This window comes from Sphingomonas immobilis (genome assembly GCF_030580995.1).
Lineage (GTDB): Bacteria > Pseudomonadota > Alphaproteobacteria > Sphingomonadales > Sphingomonadaceae > Sphingomonas > Sphingomonas immobilis.
Genome location: NZ_JAUQSZ010000005.1, coordinates 203,288 through 222,690, shown reverse-complemented (window position 1 = coordinate 222,690; position 19,403 = coordinate 203,288). Strand labels below are relative to the sequence as shown.

At 66.6% G+C, this 19,403-nt stretch carries 16 protein-coding genes; 5 read left to right on the top strand and 11 right to left on the bottom strand.

Annotation, left to right across the window (positions count from 1 at the left end):
• Nucleotides 1-14: 14 nt before the first annotated feature.
• Both Q5H94_RS09475 and Q5H94_RS09470 read right to left on the bottom strand, forming a co-directional pair.
• A complete protein-coding gene (locus tag Q5H94_RS09475; RefSeq protein WP_304561014.1) occupies nucleotides 15-1,313 on the bottom strand; it encodes a hypothetical protein in 1,299 nt (432 codons plus the stop codon).
• Between the two features lie 38 nt (nucleotides 1,314-1,351).
• Nucleotides 1,352-1,654: a hypothetical protein gene (locus Q5H94_RS09470; RefSeq protein ID WP_304561013.1), complete on the bottom strand. Its 303-nt coding sequence runs from the start codon at nucleotides 1,652-1,654 to the stop codon at nucleotides 1,352-1,354.
• 158 nt (nucleotides 1,655-1,812) lie between these two features.
• Between Q5H94_RS09470 and Q5H94_RS09465 the strand changes: the two genes are divergently transcribed.
• Complete coding sequence (locus Q5H94_RS09465) at nucleotides 1,813-2,703, top strand: DUF3829 domain-containing protein (RefSeq protein ID WP_304561012.1); 891 nt, start codon at nucleotides 1,813-1,815, stop codon at nucleotides 2,701-2,703.
• Between the two features lie 87 nt (nucleotides 2,704-2,790).
• Here the strand turns inward: Q5H94_RS09465 and ychF are convergent, their stop codons facing one another.
• The 7 genes from ychF to Q5H94_RS09430 all read right to left on the bottom strand — a co-directional run bounded on the left by ychF (nucleotide 2,791) and on the right by Q5H94_RS09430 (nucleotide 9,091).
• Entirely contained in the window at nucleotides 2,791-3,891 is a 1,101-nt protein-coding gene (ychF, locus tag Q5H94_RS09460; protein WP_304561011.1) for a redox-regulated ATPase YchF, read from the bottom strand.
• Between the two features lie 55 nt (nucleotides 3,892-3,946).
• Complete coding sequence (locus tag Q5H94_RS09455) at nucleotides 3,947-4,678, bottom strand: Crp/Fnr family transcriptional regulator (RefSeq protein WP_304561010.1); 732 nt, start codon at nucleotides 4,676-4,678, stop codon at nucleotides 3,947-3,949.
• Between the two features lie 168 nt (nucleotides 4,679-4,846).
• Nucleotides 4,847-5,437: a TIGR02466 family protein gene (locus Q5H94_RS09450; protein ID WP_304561009.1), complete on the bottom strand. Its 591-nt coding sequence runs from the start codon at nucleotides 5,435-5,437 to the stop codon at nucleotides 4,847-4,849.
• On the bottom strand, nucleotides 5,434-6,006 hold the full coding sequence (pth, locus tag Q5H94_RS09445) for an aminoacyl-tRNA hydrolase (RefSeq protein ID WP_304561008.1): 573 nt from the start codon (nucleotides 6,004-6,006) through the stop codon (nucleotides 5,434-5,436). The genes Q5H94_RS09450 and pth overlap by 4 nt, the downstream gene beginning before the upstream one ends.
• A 120-nt stretch (nucleotides 6,007-6,126) precedes the next feature.
• Nucleotides 6,127-6,825 (bottom strand): 50S ribosomal protein L25/general stress protein Ctc, encoded by a 699-nt coding sequence (locus Q5H94_RS09440; RefSeq protein WP_304561007.1) that lies wholly within the window; start codon nucleotides 6,823-6,825, stop codon nucleotides 6,127-6,129.
• A gap of 265 nt (nucleotides 6,826-7,090) precedes the next feature.
• Complete coding sequence (locus tag Q5H94_RS09435; RefSeq protein ID WP_304561006.1) at nucleotides 7,091-7,987, bottom strand: TraB/GumN family protein; 897 nt, start codon at nucleotides 7,985-7,987, stop codon at nucleotides 7,091-7,093.
• Between the two features lie 66 nt (nucleotides 7,988-8,053).
• Nucleotides 8,054-9,091 (bottom strand): TraB/GumN family protein, encoded by a 1,038-nt coding sequence (locus Q5H94_RS09430; RefSeq protein ID WP_304561071.1) that lies wholly within the window; start codon nucleotides 9,089-9,091, stop codon nucleotides 8,054-8,056.
• Nucleotides 9,092-9,292: 201 nt separating this feature from the next.
• Between Q5H94_RS09430 and Q5H94_RS09425 the strand changes: the two genes are divergently transcribed.
• The 3 genes from Q5H94_RS09425 to ppdK all read left to right on the top strand — a co-directional run bounded on the left by Q5H94_RS09425 (nucleotide 9,293) and on the right by ppdK (nucleotide 15,449).
• The gene (locus Q5H94_RS09425) at nucleotides 9,293-10,132 is read left to right on the top strand and encodes a glycine--tRNA ligase subunit alpha (protein ID WP_304561070.1); all 840 of its coding nucleotides are present in this window, start codon (nucleotides 9,293-9,295) and stop codon (nucleotides 10,130-10,132) included.
• Nucleotides 10,133-10,277: 145 nt separating this feature from the next.
• Complete coding sequence (gene glyS / locus Q5H94_RS09420) at nucleotides 10,278-12,704, top strand: glycine--tRNA ligase subunit beta (protein WP_304561005.1); 2,427 nt, start codon at nucleotides 10,278-10,280, stop codon at nucleotides 12,702-12,704.
• Nucleotides 12,705-12,782: 78 nt separating this feature from the next.
• Nucleotides 12,783-15,449: a pyruvate, phosphate dikinase gene (gene ppdK / locus Q5H94_RS09415; RefSeq protein ID WP_304561004.1), complete on the top strand. Its 2,667-nt coding sequence runs from the start codon at nucleotides 12,783-12,785 to the stop codon at nucleotides 15,447-15,449.
• A gap of 24 nt (nucleotides 15,450-15,473) precedes the next feature.
• Here ppdK and Q5H94_RS09410 read toward each other — a convergent pair whose 3' ends face one another.
• Nucleotides 15,474-17,312, bottom strand: a complete 1,839-nt coding sequence (locus tag Q5H94_RS09410) for an acetyl/propionyl/methylcrotonyl-CoA carboxylase subunit alpha (protein WP_304561003.1) — start codon at nucleotides 17,310-17,312, stop codon at nucleotides 15,474-15,476.
• A gap of 70 nt (nucleotides 17,313-17,382) precedes the next feature.
• Here Q5H94_RS09410 and Q5H94_RS09405 point away from each other — a divergent pair, with 70 nt between their 5' ends.
• Nucleotides 17,383-17,700: a GIY-YIG nuclease family protein gene (locus Q5H94_RS09405; RefSeq protein ID WP_304561002.1), complete on the top strand. Its 318-nt coding sequence runs from the start codon at nucleotides 17,383-17,385 to the stop codon at nucleotides 17,698-17,700.
• A gap of 38 nt (nucleotides 17,701-17,738) precedes the next feature.
• On the opposite strand, the gene Q5H94_RS09400 is transcribed toward Q5H94_RS09405, so the two are convergent.
• Nucleotides 17,739-19,340, bottom strand: coding sequence for a carboxyl transferase domain-containing protein (locus Q5H94_RS09400; protein WP_304561001.1), 1,602 nt, complete (start codon nucleotides 19,338-19,340; stop codon nucleotides 17,739-17,741).
• Nucleotides 19,341-19,403: the final 63 nt, after the last annotated feature.

The following is a 19,403-nucleotide window of genomic DNA, read 5'->3' as shown; positions in this document are numbered from 1 at the left end:
TCGCGACACCGCGACTATTTGCCAAGCGATAGCTTCGCGAACACCGTACCGCTGACCGGAAACGTCCCATAGGCCGCATCGAGCGCGGCGGGCTTGCCGTAGACCCCGACCGCGCCGCCCAGCGCGAGCTGGAACGACTTCCCGATCGGCAGCCGGTACGCATAGCCGCCCTCGACCTTGCTGACGCGGAACTTCGTATCGTGCAGCGGATCGGCGTGATCGGGAAACAGCTCGTCATTGGCGACATTCTCGAACCGCCCGAACAGCGTGTGATGGCGCGTAACGTCCCAGCTCACCTCCGCCAGCCACGCCGGCAGCGTCCGCCCCGGCTGCTTGTTCTTGGCGGAGAAGGCGATCAGCGCGGAAAGCCCGCCGCGCGCATATTGCACGCTCGCCGTGGTGCGCTCCTCGCTGATGCCGGGTTCGAGCTGCTCGGGCTCCTTGATATGCCCGTGGCTGACCTGCGCCGACCAATAAGGCGAGGGGTTCCAGGTCGCGCGCACGCTCCACGAATCGAGGCCCGGCGTCTCGATCCCCCAGCGATACTGGTCGGGCTCGCGCCCGCGAAAGCCGGACGCCTCGATCTGCCAGTGCCGCCGCGCGATGCCCGCCGTGACCACGCCGTAGCTGATGTGCGTGCTGTCGAGCCAATGGTGCGTGATCGGGCTGAGCGGCAGGTACTGCGCCGATCTGCGGTGCATGAAGGCAGAGGGGCCGATCGCGGGCTCCGCGACCGGCCCGCCGTAGAGGAACAGCTTTGTGGTCGTCCCGACATCCACGTCGATCCGCGCCGACAGCTCCATGAACAGATCGTGCGGATGCTGGCGGTCGATCAGCGGGACGACGCCGTTCGCGGTCTCGCCGGTCGCGAAAAGATTGGGATAGCCACGCGCGCCCATCGCTGGATCGAGGCTCAGCATCGATCGCAATTGCAGCGCCACGCCGGGCGCGAGATCGCGCGCGGCGGTGATCATCGCCATCGATTGGACGAAGCCCTCGTTGCTCCCACGCGGTCCGCCCTGATCGGTATAGGCCGCGAAGGCATAGCCGTGGAGCATCAGCATCCAGTCGCCGGCCATGAGGTGCAGCCCCTGCATCGGCTCCGTGCCGGGGTTGCGCGACGTGCCGGAGCCGTCGCTCGATCCGGGAGGGGCGGGAGCCGGCATGTCGGCCATCTGATGATCGTGCGGCGCGGGAGTCGGCGTGGGGGCCGGCATCTCCATGCCGGGCATATGGTCGTGGTCCTGCGCGGCGGCGACGGCCGGCATCAGCGCGACAGCCGCAACGGCCGCGCGCCAGATCGTTCTGGTCATGAAAATCTCCGGGAAATGTCAGGGGAAGCAGCGGGGCTTCAGACATTCCTCGGCGGGGGCGGCACGGGGCCCTCAGCCGCGACCGGCGGCAGCGCGGCGATCCGCGAAAGCGGGGCGGGAGCCGGAAGCAGGAAGCGCCGGTCGAGCGGAGTGGCGTCGAGATCGGCGACAGGCACACACCCGACGCACAGATGCTCGGCCGGCGGGGCCTTGCGCTCACCGTGATGGGGCATGCCGGGCATCGCGTGATGCATCGCGACCGGCGGCGTACTTTCGCAGGCAGCGGCCGGCATCGCCGGTGTGGCAAACGCGATCAGCAGGATGAGCAGCAGGCGGAGCATCTCCCCGCGCTTCTAGGCGTCGCGCGCGGAACCGGCAACCACTGTCACGGACATGAACAGCCGCAAGTAATCGCTGGATTTTTGCTGCGCATCATTGCCCTCGCGGCGAAGAGAACCCTAAGATGCCCGGCGAATCCTGGCAGCAGAGGCTCAAATCCATGAAATTCGGAAAAGCCAATCTTGCGTTGATCGGCGCCGCGCTCCTGTCCCTCGGCGCGTGCGACAAGCTCGAGCTGCCGGGCGGCGACGTCACCTCCAGCGACTCCTCCGCCAGCAAGAAGCTCGACGGCTATACCGAGGGGCACAATACGCTGCTCGATTCCTCCTTCGGTTTCGAGAAAAAGACAGGCGAATATATCCAGGACGATGTCGCGCATCATTCGCTCGAAGGCTATTTCCATGCCGATCCGGGCTGGATCGGGAAGGGCGTCGCCGCGCTCAAGGAAGCGCGCGCGCTGCCGGGCGGTTCGGCCGAACTCGACAAGGCGGCCGATGCGCTGATCGCGTCGATGGGCAAGGTCGAGACGCACATGGCCAGCCTGGACGAATATTATACCAGCAAGAAATATCTCGACGACAAGCTCGCGCGCGGCAAGGCGGAGGATCCCGTGATGCTGGCCGAGATCGACGCCGCCGGGAAAGACCTCGTCGCCTTCAGCAAGCTGCTCGATACGGCGCTCGATCAGCGGGATGTCGTTTTGCTGGAGAAGCTGAAGGATGCCGATCCGGTCAAATACCAGACCAAGCTGGCGTTGATCCATTCCAAGAAGCTGATCGAGATTTTCAACGGCGAGAAGGATCCGACCAAGCCCGAGCTCATCGCGAAGGGCGACGCCGAGATCGTGATCATCGAAAAGGCGGTCGCCGATGCGCGGGCGGAGGCGACCAAGGCGGGCCGGCAGGAGCCCAACGCGGCGAGCACTCTGGTGCAGATGATCGGCGAATATCGCGGTTTCAAGCAAAGCCGCGATCCGCGCGACCTGGATACCGTGCTGACCTATTATAACCAGTCGGTCGATCTGACCAACCACGCGCCTGACGGGCGGTAGGCCGGGTTCGTTGCTTCGCACGACCCGCCGGCCGTGCCGGGCGCTGCGCCGCGCGCATCGGCGCGGACGTAGCCGCGCCTGCGCCCGTCAGACGTTAAACCGGAACAGCATCACGTCGCCGTCCTGCACGACGTATTCCTTGCCCTCCTGCCGCAGCTTGCCGGCCTCGCGCGCGCCCGCTTCGCCCTTCAGCGCGACATAATCGGCGAAGGCGATCGTCTCGGCACGGATGAAGCCGCGTTCGAAATCGGTGTGGATCTCGCCTGCCGCCTGCGGGGCCTTGGCGCCGACATGGACCGTCCAGGCGCGCGCTTCCTTCGGTCCCACGGTGAAGAAGGTGAGGAGGTGGAGCAGCTTGTACCCGGCGGTGATGACGCGGGCGAGCCCGGTCTCCTCCAGCCCCAGCTCGGACAGGAACTCGCCGCGCTCCTCGGGCGGCATCGTCGCGATCTCGGCCTCGATCGCGGCCGAGACCACGACCGCCTCGGCACCCTCGGCCTTCGCCTTCTCGAACACCCGCGCCGACAGCGCGTTGCCGTTCGCCGCATCGCCCTCATCGACGTTGCAGACGTAGAGGACGGGCTTCGAAGTCAGGAGCTGCGCCTGCGCGAAGGCGCGCGCCTCCTCCTCGTCCTTGGGCTTGGTGAGCCGCGCGGGCTTGCCCTCGCGCAGCAGGTCGAGCGCCTGGCCCAGCACCGATGCGGCGACCTTCGCCTCCTTGTCGCCCTGCGCCGCCTTCTTGCCGAGGTTGGGCACGCGCTTCTCGAGGCTCTCGAGGTCGGACAGCATCAGCTCGGTCTCGACGGTTTCGGCATCGGCGATCGGATCGACCTTGCCCTCGACGTGCGTCACGTCGCCATCCTCGAAGCAGCGCAGCACATGGACGATGGCGTCGACCTCGCGGATGTTGCCGAGGAACTGGTTGCCCAGACCCTCGCCCTTCGATGCGCCGCGCACGAGGCCCGCGATGTCGACGAAGGCGAGCTGCGTCTCGACGATCTTCTGAGAGCTGGCGATCTCGGCGAGCTGGTTCAGCCGCGCGTCTGGCACCGCGACGTTGCCGACATTCGGCTCGATCGTGCAGAAGGGGTAATTCGCCGCCTGCGCCGCCGCCGTCTCGGTGAGCGCATTGAACAGGGTCGATTTGCCGACATTCGGCAGGCCGACGATACCGCAGCGGAAACCCATGTAATCCTCGTGCTCGTTAGTGAGCGCCGCCGATAGCGGCTGCGGGACGCTGCGGCTAGCCCTGGCCGAGGTGGAGATAGTTGGTCGTGAAGTCCGCGACCGCGCGCAACCGCTCCCAGTCGTTGACCGCGACCGATCGTTTGCTGCGCGTGATCAGCCCGTCGTCCTGCAACGCCTTGAGCGTACGGTTGACGTGTACCGCCGTCAGCCCGAGCGCATCGCCTAGCTGTTCCTGCGTCATCGGCAGCTCGTACGCTTCGCGCGGGCCGAGGCCGGCGCTTTCCCGCCGCATCGCAAGTTCGCAGATGAGATGCGCGGTGCGCTCGCGCGCGTCCCGGCGCCCGACATTGGCGATCCATTCGCGTGAGATCGATGCCTCGATCAGCGTCTCGCGCCACATCGCCTTGCCGACGGCAGGGCGTGCAAATGCGAGCGCTACCACCTCCTCGTGCGGGAAGAGCAGGACGGTGGCGGCGGTGAGAGCCTGGATGTTGTGGTCGGCCTCCTGCAGCAGCATGTTCTGCAGATCGATGATGTCGCCGGGAATGTGGATCGAAACGATCTGACGGCCACCATCCGCAACGATCTTGTGGCGGTAGACGAAGCCATCGACCAGGAACGAGCAATATTTCGGCCGGTCGCCTTCGCGCAGCAGATATTGGTTGGGCTCGAAACTCCGGGCGGTGCCGTTGAGCCGCTCGATCCCGTCAAGATCATCGCGATCGAGGGAGTATCGCGCCTTCAGGTGCCCGGCAAGCGATCGTATGGCGAAGACGCGGGCGGCCATTCTCTTCCTTTGGGACGGAAGAGGAGGAGGTACGCCCCAAAAAGGGAACCCCGACGTCCGTATGAGCACCGTGTTTTAGGGCGGCGTGGCCCGACGGTCCTTGATTTTGGACTTTATGAATCAGCTTATCATATGTTTGGATGCGTGCCGCTCGCCAATCGCGGGCGATCAGCGATAGTTGAAGCTGATGCTGATCCGGTCCTCTTTGGCGTTCCCCGCGACGACCTCATGCCGCAGCCAGCTTTCCCACAGCAGCACAGTGCCCGGTTCGGGTTCGACATACACGAACGGGTTCGCCTCCTCGCGGCGGGCGGGGGCGGCCATCAGCAGCGGCAGGCGCGGATCCTCGAAACGGATCGCGCCGGCGCCCGGCGGCACCGCGACGTAGAGCGTGCCCGATACCGCGGAATGCGGGTGGATATGCCCGCTATGCGTGCCGCCCGGCTTCATCACATTGACCCACAGGCTGTCGAGCTTGAGCTTGCGCCCCGCCAGATCGAAGCCGGCGGCATCGGCGAAGGCGGCGACGTGGCGTCCCAGCGCCTTCTGGAGATCGGCGAAGGCGGGGTCGCGCTGCGGCAGGTCGTTGAGCGAGGCGTAGCTGGTATAGCCGCGATACGTGTGCGCCTTCGACCATGCCCGCCCGGCGCGGTCCTCCTGCGCGAGCATCAGGCACGAGTCCTCCAGCTCGGCGAGCAGGGCGTCATTGCCGAGCGCACCGCTATAGAGCGGGGTCGGGAACAGGCTGCGCACGCTCATGCGTCGCTCAACCGCAGCGCGACATCGTTCATGAAGCGCACGTCGTCGCCCGCCGCCAGCCAGCGCGCCTCCGCCGCCACCGCGCCGAGCATGTCGGAGAGATCGTCGATCTCCGCCTTGGCGTAGTTGCCGAGCACATAGGGGCTCACCTTGTCCTTGTGCCCCGGATGGCCAATGCCGAGCCGGATGCGGCGATAGGCGTTGCCGATATGCGCCTCGGTCGAGCGCAGGCCGTTATGCCCGGCAGTGCCGCCGCCGATCTTCACCTTCACCTTGAAGGGCGCGAGATCGAGTTCGTCGTGGAACACGCTGACGTCGCCTTCGTCGAGCTTGTAGAAGCGCATCGCCTCGCCGACGCTGCGGCCGCTTTCGTTCATGAAGGTCGCGGGCTTCAGGAGCAGGATCTTCTCAGCTCCGATGCGCCCTTCCTGCGTCCAGCCCTGGAACGCCTTCTTCACGGGGCCGAAATCATGGAAATCGGCAATCGTGTCGAGCGCCATGAAGCCGACATTGTGCCGGTTCATCGCATATTGCGGACCGGGATTGCCGAGGCCGACCCAGATTTGCACTCTTCTTCTCCCTCTCCTCTCTGGGGAGAGGGCCGGGGAGAGGGGCAGTCGCAAGCGCAACGCCCGGAACTGCCCCTCTCCCAACCCGCTCCCCGAAGGGGAGAGGGCTTTTGCCAGCGATTACTCGCCCTTGTCCTCGCCCTCGGCAGCGGCATCACCCTCGGGTGCGGCCTCGTCCGAAGCCTCGGCAGCCTCAGCGGCCTGCGCCTCGGCGACTTCGGCCTCGAGCGCCTCGTCCTCCACGGTCGGGACGGTCGGCGGCACGATCGTGGCGATCGCGAAGTCGCGGTCGGCGATCGCGGGCTCGACGCCCTTGGGCAGCTTCACGTCCGAGATGTGGATCGATGCGCCGACGTCCAGGCCCTTGAGCGAGATGGCGATCTCGCTCGGGATGTTGGCGGCGTCGCACACCAGTTCGATTTCGTGGCGCGTGATGTTGAGCACGCCGCCCGCCTTGGCGATCCCCGGAGCGTCGTCTTCATCGGTGAAGTGGACGGGCACGCTGACGTGTACGGTGGTGTGCTCGCCGATGCGCAGGAAATCGACATGCTCGGGACGATCGGTGACGGGGTTGAACGCGACGTCCTTGGGGAGCGTGCGCACGGCCTTGCCGCCGGCGTCGATCATCACGACCGAATTCATGAAATGACCCGTCATGAGGAGACGCATCAGCGCCTTTTCCTCGACATGGATCGAGAGGGGTTCTTGCTTGTTGCCGTAGATCACGGCGGGCACGCGGCCTTCACGACGAAGCGAACGGGAGGCTCCCTTGCCAACCTGTTCGCGCGTCTCGGCTGCGAGCGTCAACTGGTCGCTCATTGCAGGTCTCCGAAATGCGTTTGGTCAAATCCCCGGCCAGGCCTCCAGGGATGACCCTGACCGGAAGGCGGCGCGAATAGCGGAGAAGGGCGGAAAGGGCAAGGGTACCCTGTCCTACACGCCCGGAATATGCGACGGTCGCGCTTGCTCTTTGAAATCCCTGGCTGTCGATTGGTGCAATTTCGGAAACGATCGGAAGTGATTTTTTCCGTTTGAGTGTCAATGTGTCAAGCGGACTCTCACTCTGCGTGTTTCCGGCGGCCCCTCAATATTTGATCCGCGTCACCTTCAGCCCGTGCTTCGCCAGCAGCGCCTGCACGCTCTCGCTGCCCGCAAGATGCCCCGCGCCGACGGCGATGAAGATCGTGCCGGGCTGGTCCATCCGCTTCTCGATCCACTCGGCCCAGCGCGCGTTGCGATCGGTCAGCAGCGCCTTCTTGAGGACGGGCTGCTTGGTCAGATCCTCGTTCATCAGCTTGCCGAGCCCGTCGGGGTTTCCGGCGCTCCACAGATCGACCATCTTGTTGATCTCGCCGTCGAACTTGTCGATGTCCTCGACGCCCGAGAGCAGGAAGGCGATCTGCGCGTCCTGCGGCAGATCGTGGAAATAGCCGAGTTGCTGGCCGAGCGTCTCCAGCCCCGACACCGGCTTGTGCGCGGCCTGCGCGGCGGCGTCGAGCTGCTTCTCGACGCCCTCCTCGCGCCCGAACCCGGCCTTGGCGAGGCTGAGCTGGCCGAGCTGCGCGGCGGCGAACCACGGCTGATACCGGTCGAACGCGGTGGCCGGCACGCCGAGCTTGGCGAGGCCGGCGGCATAGGCGGCGCGCTTGTCGGCGGGGATCTTGTCGGTCAGCGTCGGGCCGGTCGCGTCGATCGCGAGCGGCAGCATCACCTTCTGCGCCTCCTCGGGGCTCGGCATCGGAATTTCGAGGACGAGGCTGTCGCTGGAATCGAACGCCGTCTTCACCGCCTCGTCGAACCACGACAGGCCGGGCTTCAGCGCGTGGATCGTGCCGAACAGATAGATCGTCGTGTCGGCATCCTTCACCACCCAGAGCGCGGGATCGACGTCCTTGAAGGCGGCAGGCGCGGGAGCGGGCTGCGCGCAGGCCGGCGTAGCGGCGACGAGGAAAGCGGCGGTGACGATCTTGATGAAGCGCATGGACGAGCCCCTACGAGTGGATCGCCGCGATATAGGAACTGGCGGGTAGCGCTAGTCTTAACGCGATCAGGGCAGGCGGACGACCCGGATGCCGCGCTTTTGCAGCAGCGCGATCACCGAACCGGGCCCGACGAAATGCGCCGCGCCCGCCGCGAACAGCACGCGGCCCGGCCGCCGCAGCCGCGTCGCCAGCGCCGCGGCCCATGCCCGGTTGCGATCGTGCATCAGCGGCTTCGACAGCGGATCGGCCGTTCGCCCGAGCTCGGTGGCGAGCGCGGCGAGATCGCCCTTCGCCCAGGCATGGACGGCGGCGAAGCGCGCATCGTCGCTCTGCGTCTCGGCGTCGATCGCCTGATCGAGCATCTCGCGCTGCTGCGCCTCGGGCGTCGCGTTCAGCGCCTTCATCACCGCCGCGCCGTCCTCGATCGCGGTGACGGGCTTGCCGGCCTTGCGGAACCGCGTCTCGAGATCGTCGTCCGCGCCGGCGGCGGAGGCCTGCCCGGCGTGAACCTCGCGCGTGAAGCCGATCGCGATCGCCGCCATCCACGTCGGCATCCGGTCCATCAGCGCGACGGCGGGCGCGGGCATCTTCGCCTGCTGCGCCCGCAGCGCGTCGCGATGATCGGCCGAGGCGCGCTCGACCAGCGGCGGCAGCTTCGCCTCCTTCTCCGGCCGGAACGATGCGGGTGCGCTGCTGTCGATCGATTCGACGATCAGCGCACGGGCACGCTTCGCCACGCTGTCGATCCGCGCATCGCGCCACACGAAGCCGGGCGGCAGGACATGGACCGTGCCGAACAGCCAGATCGTCGTGTCCTTATCGCCGATCCGCCAGATCGCCGGGTGCGGTGCGTAGTCCTGCGCGACAGGCGTGCCGGGGCCTTCGTCCTCCGACCCGACCACATCGAACAGCATCGTCGGCGCGACGCGCTCGTCGGCGGGGAGGGCGGCGTAGATCAGGCGCGGCGAAGCGGGCTGGCCGCGCCAGGTGATGGCCTCGCTGGCGTCGGGCACGGCATAGACGATGTACGGCGCGGCACCGAGCGCGATCGTCTCACCGGGATCGGTCGGCTGATAGGCGATGCGCTGCGCCGTGGCGGGCATCGCCAACGACAGCCCGGCGACAGCGCACCAGGCTCCCCAATCGCCAACGAAGCTGCGCCTTGCCCTCACCCCGCGAACACAGCCGAAACGCCCCCTGCCGTCAACGGGCCGCCCACGCATGGTTGACCCCTTTCGGGCCATGCGCCAAAGCCCGCCGCGATGACGAGCGACGCGACCGACAAGCCTCTCAGCTTTCAGGGCATGATCCTGAAGCTCCACGAATACTGGAGCGCGCGGGGCTGCCTGATCCTGCAGCCCTATGACATGGAAATGGGCGCGGGCACCTTCCACCCCGCGACGACGCTGCGCGCGCTCGGCCCGAACCCGTGGAACGCCGCCTTCGTCCAGCCTTGCCGCCGCCCGACCGACGGCCGCTACGGCGAAAACCCGAACCGGCTCCAGCATTACTATCAGTATCAGGTAATCCTGAAACCTTCGCCGCCCGATCTGCAGGAACTGTACCTCGGATCGCTCGCCGCGATCGGCATCGACTTCACGCTCCACGACATCCGCTTCGTCGAGGACGATTGGGAGAGCCCGACGCTCGGCGCGTGGGGGCTCGGCTGGGAAGTGTGGTGCGACGGCATGGAGGTGACGCAGTTCACCTATTTCCAGCAGATGGGCGGCTACGACTGCAAGCCCGTCGCGGGCGAGTTGACCTACGGCCTCGAACGGCTCGCGCTGTACCTGCAGAACAAGGACAGCGTTTACGATCTCGCCTTCAACGATGCCGGGGTGACGTACGGCGACGTCTTTCTCGAAAACGAGAAGCAGATGAGCGCGTGGAATTTCGAGATCGCCGATACCGAACGCCTGTTCGACCTGTTCCGCAAGGCGACCGCCGAGTGCGAGAACTGCCTCGATGCGAAGCTGCCGATCCCGGCCTACGAACAGGCGATCAAGGCGAGCCACGTCTTCAACCTGCTGCAGGCGCGCGGCGTGATCTCGGTGGCGGAGCGCCAGGCGTACATGGGCCGCGTCCGCGATCTCGCGAAGGGCGCCTGCGCGAGCTGGATGGACAAGAACGGATGGGCGGCGTGATGCGGGCGACACCAATCTCCCTCTCCCTTTGTGAGAGGGAAGGGGCCCGCCCGGCGCAGCCGGGTGGGAAGGGTGAGGGCAGCCTCTCTACCCTCACCCTCCCATCGCTTCGCTCCTCCTTCCCTCTCCCAAAGGGAGAGGGACTGTGATGGATTTCCTCCTCGAACTCCGCTCCGAGGAAATCCCGGCGCGGATGCAGGACAAGGCGCGCGACGATCTCGCGCGGCTGTTCGCGGCCGAACTGGCGAAGGCGGGACTCCACACCGATGCCATCGTCACCTTCGCGACGCCGCGCCGCCTCGCGCTGATCGCGCGCGATCTGCCCGCCGCGACCGCCGAGTCTTCCGAGGAAACCAAGGGCCCAAAGACCTCGGCGCCGCCGCAGGCGCTGGAGGGCTTCCTGCGCAAGACCGGCCTCAGCCAAGACCAGCTCGTCGAGCGCGACGGCGTGTATTTCGCAGTTCTCGACAAGCCCGGCCGCCCCACCGCCGAGGTGCTGGCCGAGGCGATCCCCGCCGTCATCCGCGCCTTTCCCTGGCCCAAGTCGATGCGCTGGGGCGATGCCTCCGCCTCTACCGAATCCTTACGTTGGGTACGCCCGCTGCAGGGCATCGTCGCGCTGCTGGGCGAGGAGATCGTGCCGTGCGAGATCGCCGGCGTCACCTCCGGCGCGGCGACGCTCGGGCATCGCTTCCATCATCCCGGCGTCATCACGATCGGCTCGGCGAGCGACTACGAAGAGAAATTGCGCGCCTGCCACGTGATCGTCGATCAGGACGAGCGGCGGCAGATCATCGCGCTCGGCGCGAAGATGGCGGCGCGCAAGGCGGGGCTCGAACTCATCGAGGATACCGGCCTCCTCACCGAGAATGCTGGCCTCACCGAATGGCCGGTGCCGCTGCTCGGTCGCTTCGACGCGGCGTTCCTCGCCGTGCCGCCCGAGGTGATCCAGCTCACCGCGCGCGTGAACCAGAAATATTTCGTGTGCCGCGATGCCGAGGGCAAGCTCGCGAACGCCTTCGTCTGCACGGCCAATATCGACGCGGCGGACGGCGGTACGAAGATCGTCGAGGGCAACCGCAAGGTACTGGCGGCGCGCTTGTCGGATGCGAAGTTCTTCTACGAAACCGACCTCAAGGTGCCGCTCGAGGAGCAGGCGAAGAAGCTGGCGAACATCGTCTTCCACGAGAAGCTCGGCACCGTCGCCGACAAGGTCGAGCGCGTCGCGAAGCTCGCGCGCTGGCTGGTGGAGGAGGGGATTGTCGGGGCAGCCGTCGCCCCGGCGAAGGCCGGGGCCGCCGGGTCATCTGGCGAGCCGGCTGCCCCGAACGCAGCGGCCCCGGCCTCCGCCGGGGCGACGAGCCTGGCCGACCTCGCCGAACGCGCCGCCCGCCTCGCCAAGGCCGATCTCGTCACCGGCATGGTCGGCGAGTTCCCCGAATTGCAGGGCCTGATGGGCGGCTATTACGCCGCCGCGCAGGGCGAACCCCGCGAAGTGTGGGAAGCGGTGCGCGATCACTACAAGCCGGTCGGGCAGGGCGACGAGGTGCCGACTGCGCCGGTTACGGTGGCGGTGTCGCTGGCGGACAAACTGGACACGATTGGTAGTTTTTTTGCAGTCGCTAAGCGGCCTAGCGGCTCGAAAGACCCGTTCGCTTTAAGACGTGCAGCTCTCGGCGTGATCCAAGTTATCCTGCGCAACAGCCTTCGGTTTGAAGTTACGGAAGCGTTGTTGGAGCAGCGTCGACTGCGTTTAGAACAGCTTGACGCCGGAGCGTGCTTCGAATTTGATGGATTAGACGCGGCAGGTAACGCGAAGCAGACCGAAATGACATTCGGTATGCAATATAAAGCTACAGCTTGGGTCGTCTCGTTTTTAGACTATGCTAAAAGTTGGGGCGCTGGGTTCGGCTACGAATATTTGATGCCTGATGAGATTGATGCCGTTCTAGGGTACGTCGTTTCACCTCAAGAATACATCACTCCCGTTCGCGACTTCTTCGCCGACCGCCTCAAAGTCCAGCAGCGCGAAGCCGGCGTCCGCCACGACCTGATCGACGCGGTGTTCGCGCTCGGGGGCGAGGACGATCTCGTCCGCCTGCTCGCCCGCGTCCACGCGCTGCAGGCGTTCATCGCCACCCCGGACGGCGCAAACCTGCTCGCCGGGTACAAGCGTGCCGCCAATATCCTCAAGAAGGAAGGCTTCCCGCAGTCCGTCACCCCAGCGCAAGCTGGGGTCTCAGGCGATGGCGCGGGACAGGAGCCGCACGAGGCCCCGGCCTCCGCCGGGGCGACGCATTTAGCGCTGTCCTACACGCCCGAACCGGCCGAAGCTGCCCTCGCGGTGGCGCTCGCTTCGGCCGAGCCCGCCGCCGCCGATGCGGTCGCGCGGGAGGATTTCGAGGGCGCCATGTCGGCGCTTGCGAGCCTGCGTGCGCCGATCGACGCGTTCTTTGACAGCGTGATTGTGAACGACCCGGAACGGGACAAGCGCCTGTCGCGTCTGGCTCTGCTTGATCGCGTGCGTGCTGCAGTGCACAACGTCGCCGATTTCTCCCGAATCGATGGATGAGCACCCGCCGATCAGTGTGACTTTAGTGTGACCTTCCAATCGCCTCCCCAGCGAAAACAACGTCTTAGAGGGTAGACCATGACACAGTATGTGTACCGCTTCGGCGGCGGCGTTTCCGACGGTGGCAAGGGCGACCGCAACCTGCTGGGGGGCAAGGGCGCGAATCTGGCGGAAATGGCGTCGATCGGCCTGCCGGTCCCGCCAGGCTTCACGATCTCGACCGAATTCTGCGACGTCTATTATGACGAGGGCAAGGCCTTCCCGCAGGGCCTGCGCGACGAGGTTGCCACCGGCATCGCCCATATCGAGGGCGTGACGGGCAAGGTCTTCGGCGATGCGGCCGATCCGTTGCTGGTCTCGGTCCGCTCGGGCGCGCGCGCGTCGATGCCGGGGATGATGGACACGGTCCTCAACCTCGGGCTGAACGACGCGACGGTGCAGGGCCTCGCCGCGACCTCGGGCGACGATCGCTTCGCGTGGGACAGCTACCGCCGCTTCATCCAGATGTATTCGGATGTCGTGCTGGAGCTCGATCACGGTGCGTTCGAGGAAGCGCTGGAGATCGCCAAGGAGGACAATGGCTATTTTCTCGACACCGATCTGACCGCCGCCGACCTGCAGAAGCTCGTCGCCGAATATAAGTCACTCGTTGAGGCGCAGTGGGGCAAGCCCTTCCCGCAGGACGTCCACGATCAGCTCTGGGGTGCGGTCGGCGCGGTGTTCGGATCGTGGCAGTCGGAGCGTGCGAAGGTCTACCGCCGCCTCAACGACATTCCCGCCTCGTGGGGCACGGCCGTCAACGTGCAGGCGATGGTGTTCGGCAACATGGGCGACACGTCGGCGACGGGCGTCGCCTTCACGCGCGATCCCGCCAAGGGCGACCGCGCCTATTACGGTGAATTCCTCATCAACGCGCAGGGCGAGGACGTCGTCGCGGGCATCCGCACGCCGCAATATCTGACGCTCGCCGCGCGCGAGGCGGCGGGTGCCAAGCCGCTGTCGATGGAAGAGGCCTTGCCCGAGGTCTACGGCGAGCTCGCCAAGGTGTTCGACACGCTCGAAACGCATTACCGCGACATGCAGGACATCGAGTTCACCGTGCAGCAGGGCAAGCTGTGGATGCTGCAGACCCGCTCCGGCAAGCGCACCGCCAAGGCTGCGCTGAAGATCGCGGTCGAGATGGCGGCCGAGGGGCTGATCACGCGCGAGGAGGCGATCGCGCGCGTCGATCCGCAGGCGCTCGACCAGTTGCTCCACCCGACGCTCGATCCCAAGGCGGTACGCGACGTACTCACGAAGGGCCTGCCCGCCTCGCCGGGAGCGGCCAGCGGCGCGGCGGTGTTCGACAGCGACACGGCGGAAAAACGCGCGCAGGCGGGCGACGCGGTGATCCTGATCCGCGTCGAAACGTCGCCGGAGGACATCCACGGCATGCACGCCGCCAAGGGCATCCTGACGGCGCGCGGCGGCATGACCAGCCACGCGGCGGTCGTCGCGCGCGGCATGGGCCGCCCCTGCGTCTCGGGCGCGGGCACGCTCGCGATCGACGCCAAGGCGAAGGTGATGCGCGTCGCCGGGCGGACCATCGCCGAGGGCGATATCGTCACGATCGACGGCACGACCGGCGAAGTGATGGCGGGCGAAGTGCCGACCGTGCAGCCCGAATTGTCGGGCGACTTCGCGACGCTGATGGAATGGGCCGATGGCGTGCGCCGTCTGAAGGTGCGCGCCAATGCCGAGACGCCGCTCGACGCCAGGGTCGCGCGCGAATTCGGCGCGGAGGGCATCGGCCTTTGCCGTACCGAGCATATGTTCTTCGACGCGGCGCGCATCACCGCGGTGCGCCAGATGATCCTCGCCGAGGACGAGACTGGCCGCCGTGCCGCGCTGGAGAAGCTGCTGCCCGAACAGCGCGGCGATTTCGTGCAGTTGTTCGAGGTGATGGCCGGCCTGCCGGTGACGATCCGCCTGCTCGATCCGCCGCTGCACGAATTCCTGCCGCACGAGGAAGCCGAGTTCGCCGAGGTCGCGGCGGCGGCGGGCGTCGATATCGACGTGCTCAAGCGCCGCGCGAGCGAGCTTCACGAATTCAACCCGATGCTCGGCCATCGGGGCTGCCGGCTTGGCGTGACCTATCCCGAAATCTACGAGACGCAGGCGCGGGCCATCTTCGAGGCGGCGATCGAGGTCGCGGAGAAGTCGGGCGCGGCGCCGATCCCCGAGGTTATGATCCCGCTGGTGGCGACCCGCCGCGAGCTGGAGTTGATGAAGGCTGTGGTCGATGCGGCGGCGAAGGCCGTGTTCGCGGATAAGGGCCGCGAGATCGAATATCTCGTCGGCACGATGATCGAGCTGCCCCGCGCCGCGCTGAAGGCGGGCGAGATCGCCGAGATCGGCGAATTCTTCTCGTTCGGCACCAACGACCTCACCCAGACGACGCTCGGCGTGTCCCGCGACGACGCCGCGCGCTTCCTGACGACCTATGTCGAGCGCGGCATCTATCCGCGCGACCCGTTCGTCAGCCTCGATATCGAGGGCGTCGGCGAGCTGATCGAGCTGGCGGCGGAACGCGGGCGGGCGACGCGCGCGGGCATCAAGCTGGGCATCTGCGGCGAGCACGGCGGCGATCCGGCGAGCATCGCCTTCTGCGAGAAGATCGGCCTCGATTACGTGAGTGCCTCGCCGTACCGCGTGCCGATCGCGCGGCTCGCGGCGGCCCAGGCTGCGCTCGCCGCCAAGGCATAGGCAACGGCGTAGGCGGCGAGTGGCTCAGCCCTCCGCCGCCTCGATCCGCGCGAGCAAAGCCTCGACCTGAACCTGCGCGCCCGGGCTGGCGTTGAGCTCGGCAACCGTCCCGTCGAACGGGGCGGTGAGCGTATGCTCCATCTTCATCGCCTCGAGCGTCAGCAGCTTCTGTCCCGTGGTGACGGTGTCGCCGGCGGCCACCTCCACCGCGATGATCCGGCCGGGCATGGGGGAGAGGATCGCGCCTGAGGAGATGCCGCCGGTGGCCCCGCCCGCCGCGCGCCACGGCGTCAACTCCCAAGTTTGTCCGAGCGCGCTGTACTTCACTGAAAGCCGTGGCTCGGGAACGCCCGGATAGTCGAGCCGCACCTCCATCGCTTCGCCATCGACCAGAAACCAGCCCGTTGTTTTTGGTTCGGCATTTAGGCGTAAGCCCGGCTGGCCGTAGATGGGCATGAGATCCGCAACGGCCCAAGCGACACCCTCGGCGCGTGGCATTGGTGCCTCTGCCATCGCATCGCCGTCGCGGCCGATCAGACCAGTATCGACATTTCCGGCTATGAAATCTGGATGTTCGAGCGCCTTGACCAGAAAGGCGGCGTTCGTCCTGACCGGCCACACGACGGTTTGCATCATAAGATCGTGCAGCAGTTCGCGAGCCTCGCCACGGTTGTCACCGCGAGCGATGACCTTCGCGATCATCGGATCGTAGAATGGCGTAACGTCTCCACCGTCGGAAACGCCAGTGTCGATGCGGCCCCCATCGCCGAGTTCGAACAGTTCGAGCCGCCCAACGCTCGGCAAAAACCCCTTCGCCGGATCCTCCGCATACAGCCGCGCTTCCATCGCCCAGCCGTTGATGCTCAACTCGTCCTGCCGCTTCGGCAACGCCTCGCCCGAGGCCACCCGCAGCTGCCACTCGACCAGATCGACGCCGGTGATCTCCTCCGTCACGGGATGCTCGACCTGCAGGCGCGTGTTCATCTCCATGAACCAGATGCGGTCGGCGCGCAGGCCCTCGGACCCATCGGCAATGAACTCGATCGTGCCCGCGCCGACATAGTCGACCGCCGCCGCCGCCTTCACCGCCGCCACGCACAGCGCCTCGCGCGTCGCTTCGTCCATGCCGGGGGCGGGGGCTTCCTCGATCACCTTCTGGTGGCGGCGCTGGAGCGAGCAGTCGCGCTCGAACAGGTGGACGATGTTGCCGTGCGTGTCGCCGAACACCTGCACCTCGATATGGCGCGGGCTCAGGATGTACTTCTCGATCAGCACATGCGCGTTGCCGAACGAGGATGCGGCCTCGCGCTGGCAGGAGGCAAGGGCGTCGGCGAAGTCCGCCGGCGCTTCGACCAGCCGCATGCCCTTGCCGCCGCCGCCCGCCACCGCCTTGATGAGCACGGGATAGCCGATCTTGGCGGCCTCTGCGGCGAGGAAAGCGGGCTCCTGGTTCTCGCCCATGTAACCGGGCGTGACGGGCACGCCGGCGGCGGCCATCAGTGTCTTGGCGGCGTCCTTCAGGCCCATCGCGGTGATGCTGGCGGGCCGGGGGCCGACCCAGATTAGTCCCGCGTCGGAGACGGCCTGCGCAAACGCGGCATTCTCGGACAGGAAGCCGTAGCCGGGATGGACGGCTTCCGCGCCGGTCGCTTTGGCGGCGGCGATGATCTTCTCGCCCACCAGATAGCTTTCGCGCGCAGGCGAGGGGCCGATATGCACCGTCTCGTCCGCCTGCCGCACGTGCAGCGCGTTCGCATCGGCATCCGAATAGACCGCGACCGTGCGGATCCCCATGCGCCGCGCGGTGCGGATGATCCGGCAGGCGATCTCGCCGCGATTGGCGATGAGGAGCGATTTAAGCACGAACATCTCCTCCACGGCCGTCATGCTGAACTTGTTTCAGCATCCATCGTGCGGCAGGTTTTGGGCCGCGATGAGCAAGCAGCCGTGCGTCTATATCCTGGCGAGCAAGCGCTACGGTACGCTGTACATCGGTGTTACCGCGCATTTGCTCGAGCGCGTCCATCAGCACCGGACCGGTGCGATGCCGGGCTTTACCGATCGCTACGGTGTTCATCTGCTGGTGCGCTATGAAATGTTCGCCGACATGCCTAGCGCGATCGCGCGCGAGAAACAGCTCAAGGGCTGGCACCGCGACTGGAAGATCAATCTGATCGAGAGCGACAATCCGGATTGGGCGGACCTTGCGCCCGGCCTCGGACTTGCGCCCTTGCGGCACGATGGATGCTGAAACGAGTTCAGCATGACGGAAGGTTTTAGGCACGCCCATCACATCCTGAACACACCGAAGGCGGGCCGGTCGGGGATCGGCGCTTCCAACGTCGCCGCCAGCGCGAGCCCCAGCACGTCGCGGGTCTGTGCCGGGTCGATCACGCCGTCGTCCCACAGCCGCGCGGTGGCGTAATACGGGTTGCCCTCGTCCTCGTATTTCTGGCGGACGGGGGCCTTGAACGCCTCCATCTCCTCGGCCGACCATTTGGCGGCGTCGCGGTGGACGGTCGCCAGCACGCTCGCCGCCTGCTCGCCGCCCATCACCGAGATGCGCGCGTTGGGCCAGGTGAAGAGGAAGCGCGGATCGTACGCCCGCCCGCACATGCCGTAGTTTCCGGCCCCGAAAGACCCGCCGATCAACACGGTGATCTTCGGCACGGTCGCGGTCGCCACCGCCGTCACCAGCTTGGCACCGTGCTTGGCGATCCCTTCCGCCTCGTATTTGCCGCCGACCATGAAGCCCGAGATGTTCTGCAGGAACAGCAGGGGGATTTTGCGCTGGCACGCGAGCTCGATGAAGTGCGCGCCCTTCTGCGCGCTTTCCGAAAACAGCACGCCGTTGTTGGCGAGGATCGCGACCGGCATCCCCCAGATATGCGCGAAGCCGCACACCAAAGACGCGCCGTAAAGCGCCTTGAACTCGTGAAACTCGGACCCGTCGACCAGCCGCGCGATCACCTCATGTACGTCGTACGGCGCACGCACATCCTCGGGGATGATGCTGTAGAGCTCCTCCGCAGCATATTTCGGCGCGCGCGGCTCCTTGAGCGGCAGGCCGTGATCGTGGACCGGGCCGAGGTGCGAGACGATATCGCGCACGATCGTCAGCGCATGCTCGTCATTCTCGGCGAGGTGATCGGCGACGCCGGACTTACGCGTGTGCAGCTCGCCACCGCCCAGGTCTTCTGCGCTGATGACCTCTCCCGTCGCGGCCTGAACCAGCGGCGGGCCGGCGAGGAAGATCGTGCCCTGGTTGCGCACGATCACCGTCTCGTCGCTCATCGCCGGGACGTATGCGCCACCCGCCGTGCAGCTTCCCATCACGCAGGCGATCTGCGGCACGCCCTTGGCGCTCATGTTCGCCTGGTTGAAGAAGATGCGGCCGAAATGCTCGCGATCGGGAAACACCTCGGCCTGATTGGGCAAGTTAGCGCCGCCCGAATCAACGAGGTAGATGCACGGCAGCCGGTTCTCCGCGGCGATCTGCTGCGCGCGCAGGTGCTTCTTCACCGTCAGCGGGAAGTAGGTGCCGCCTTTCACCGTCGCGTCGTTGCACACGATCATGCACTGGCGCCCCGATACGCGACCAATCGCGGTGATGACGCCCGCGCCCGGCACCTCGTCTCCGTACAGGCCGTTCGCGGTGAGCTGGCCGATTTCCAGCAGCGGCGAGCCCGGATCGAGCAGCCGCTCCACCCGGTCGCGAGGCAGCAGCTTGCCGCGCGCGAGGTGCTTCTCGCGCGCATTGTCACTTCCACCGACAGCCGCATCCGCGACCTTGTTGCGCAAAGTCGCCGCGAGCGCGCGGTTGTGGCGGCTGCGTGCCTTCGCCTCGTCGCTGTCGAGGTCGATCGCGGATCTCAATACCGGCGCGCTCATGCCATCCTCTTATTGTCTTGCGGGGAGGTTTGGCAGGACGGCGGGGATTTGCAATCGCCAGCA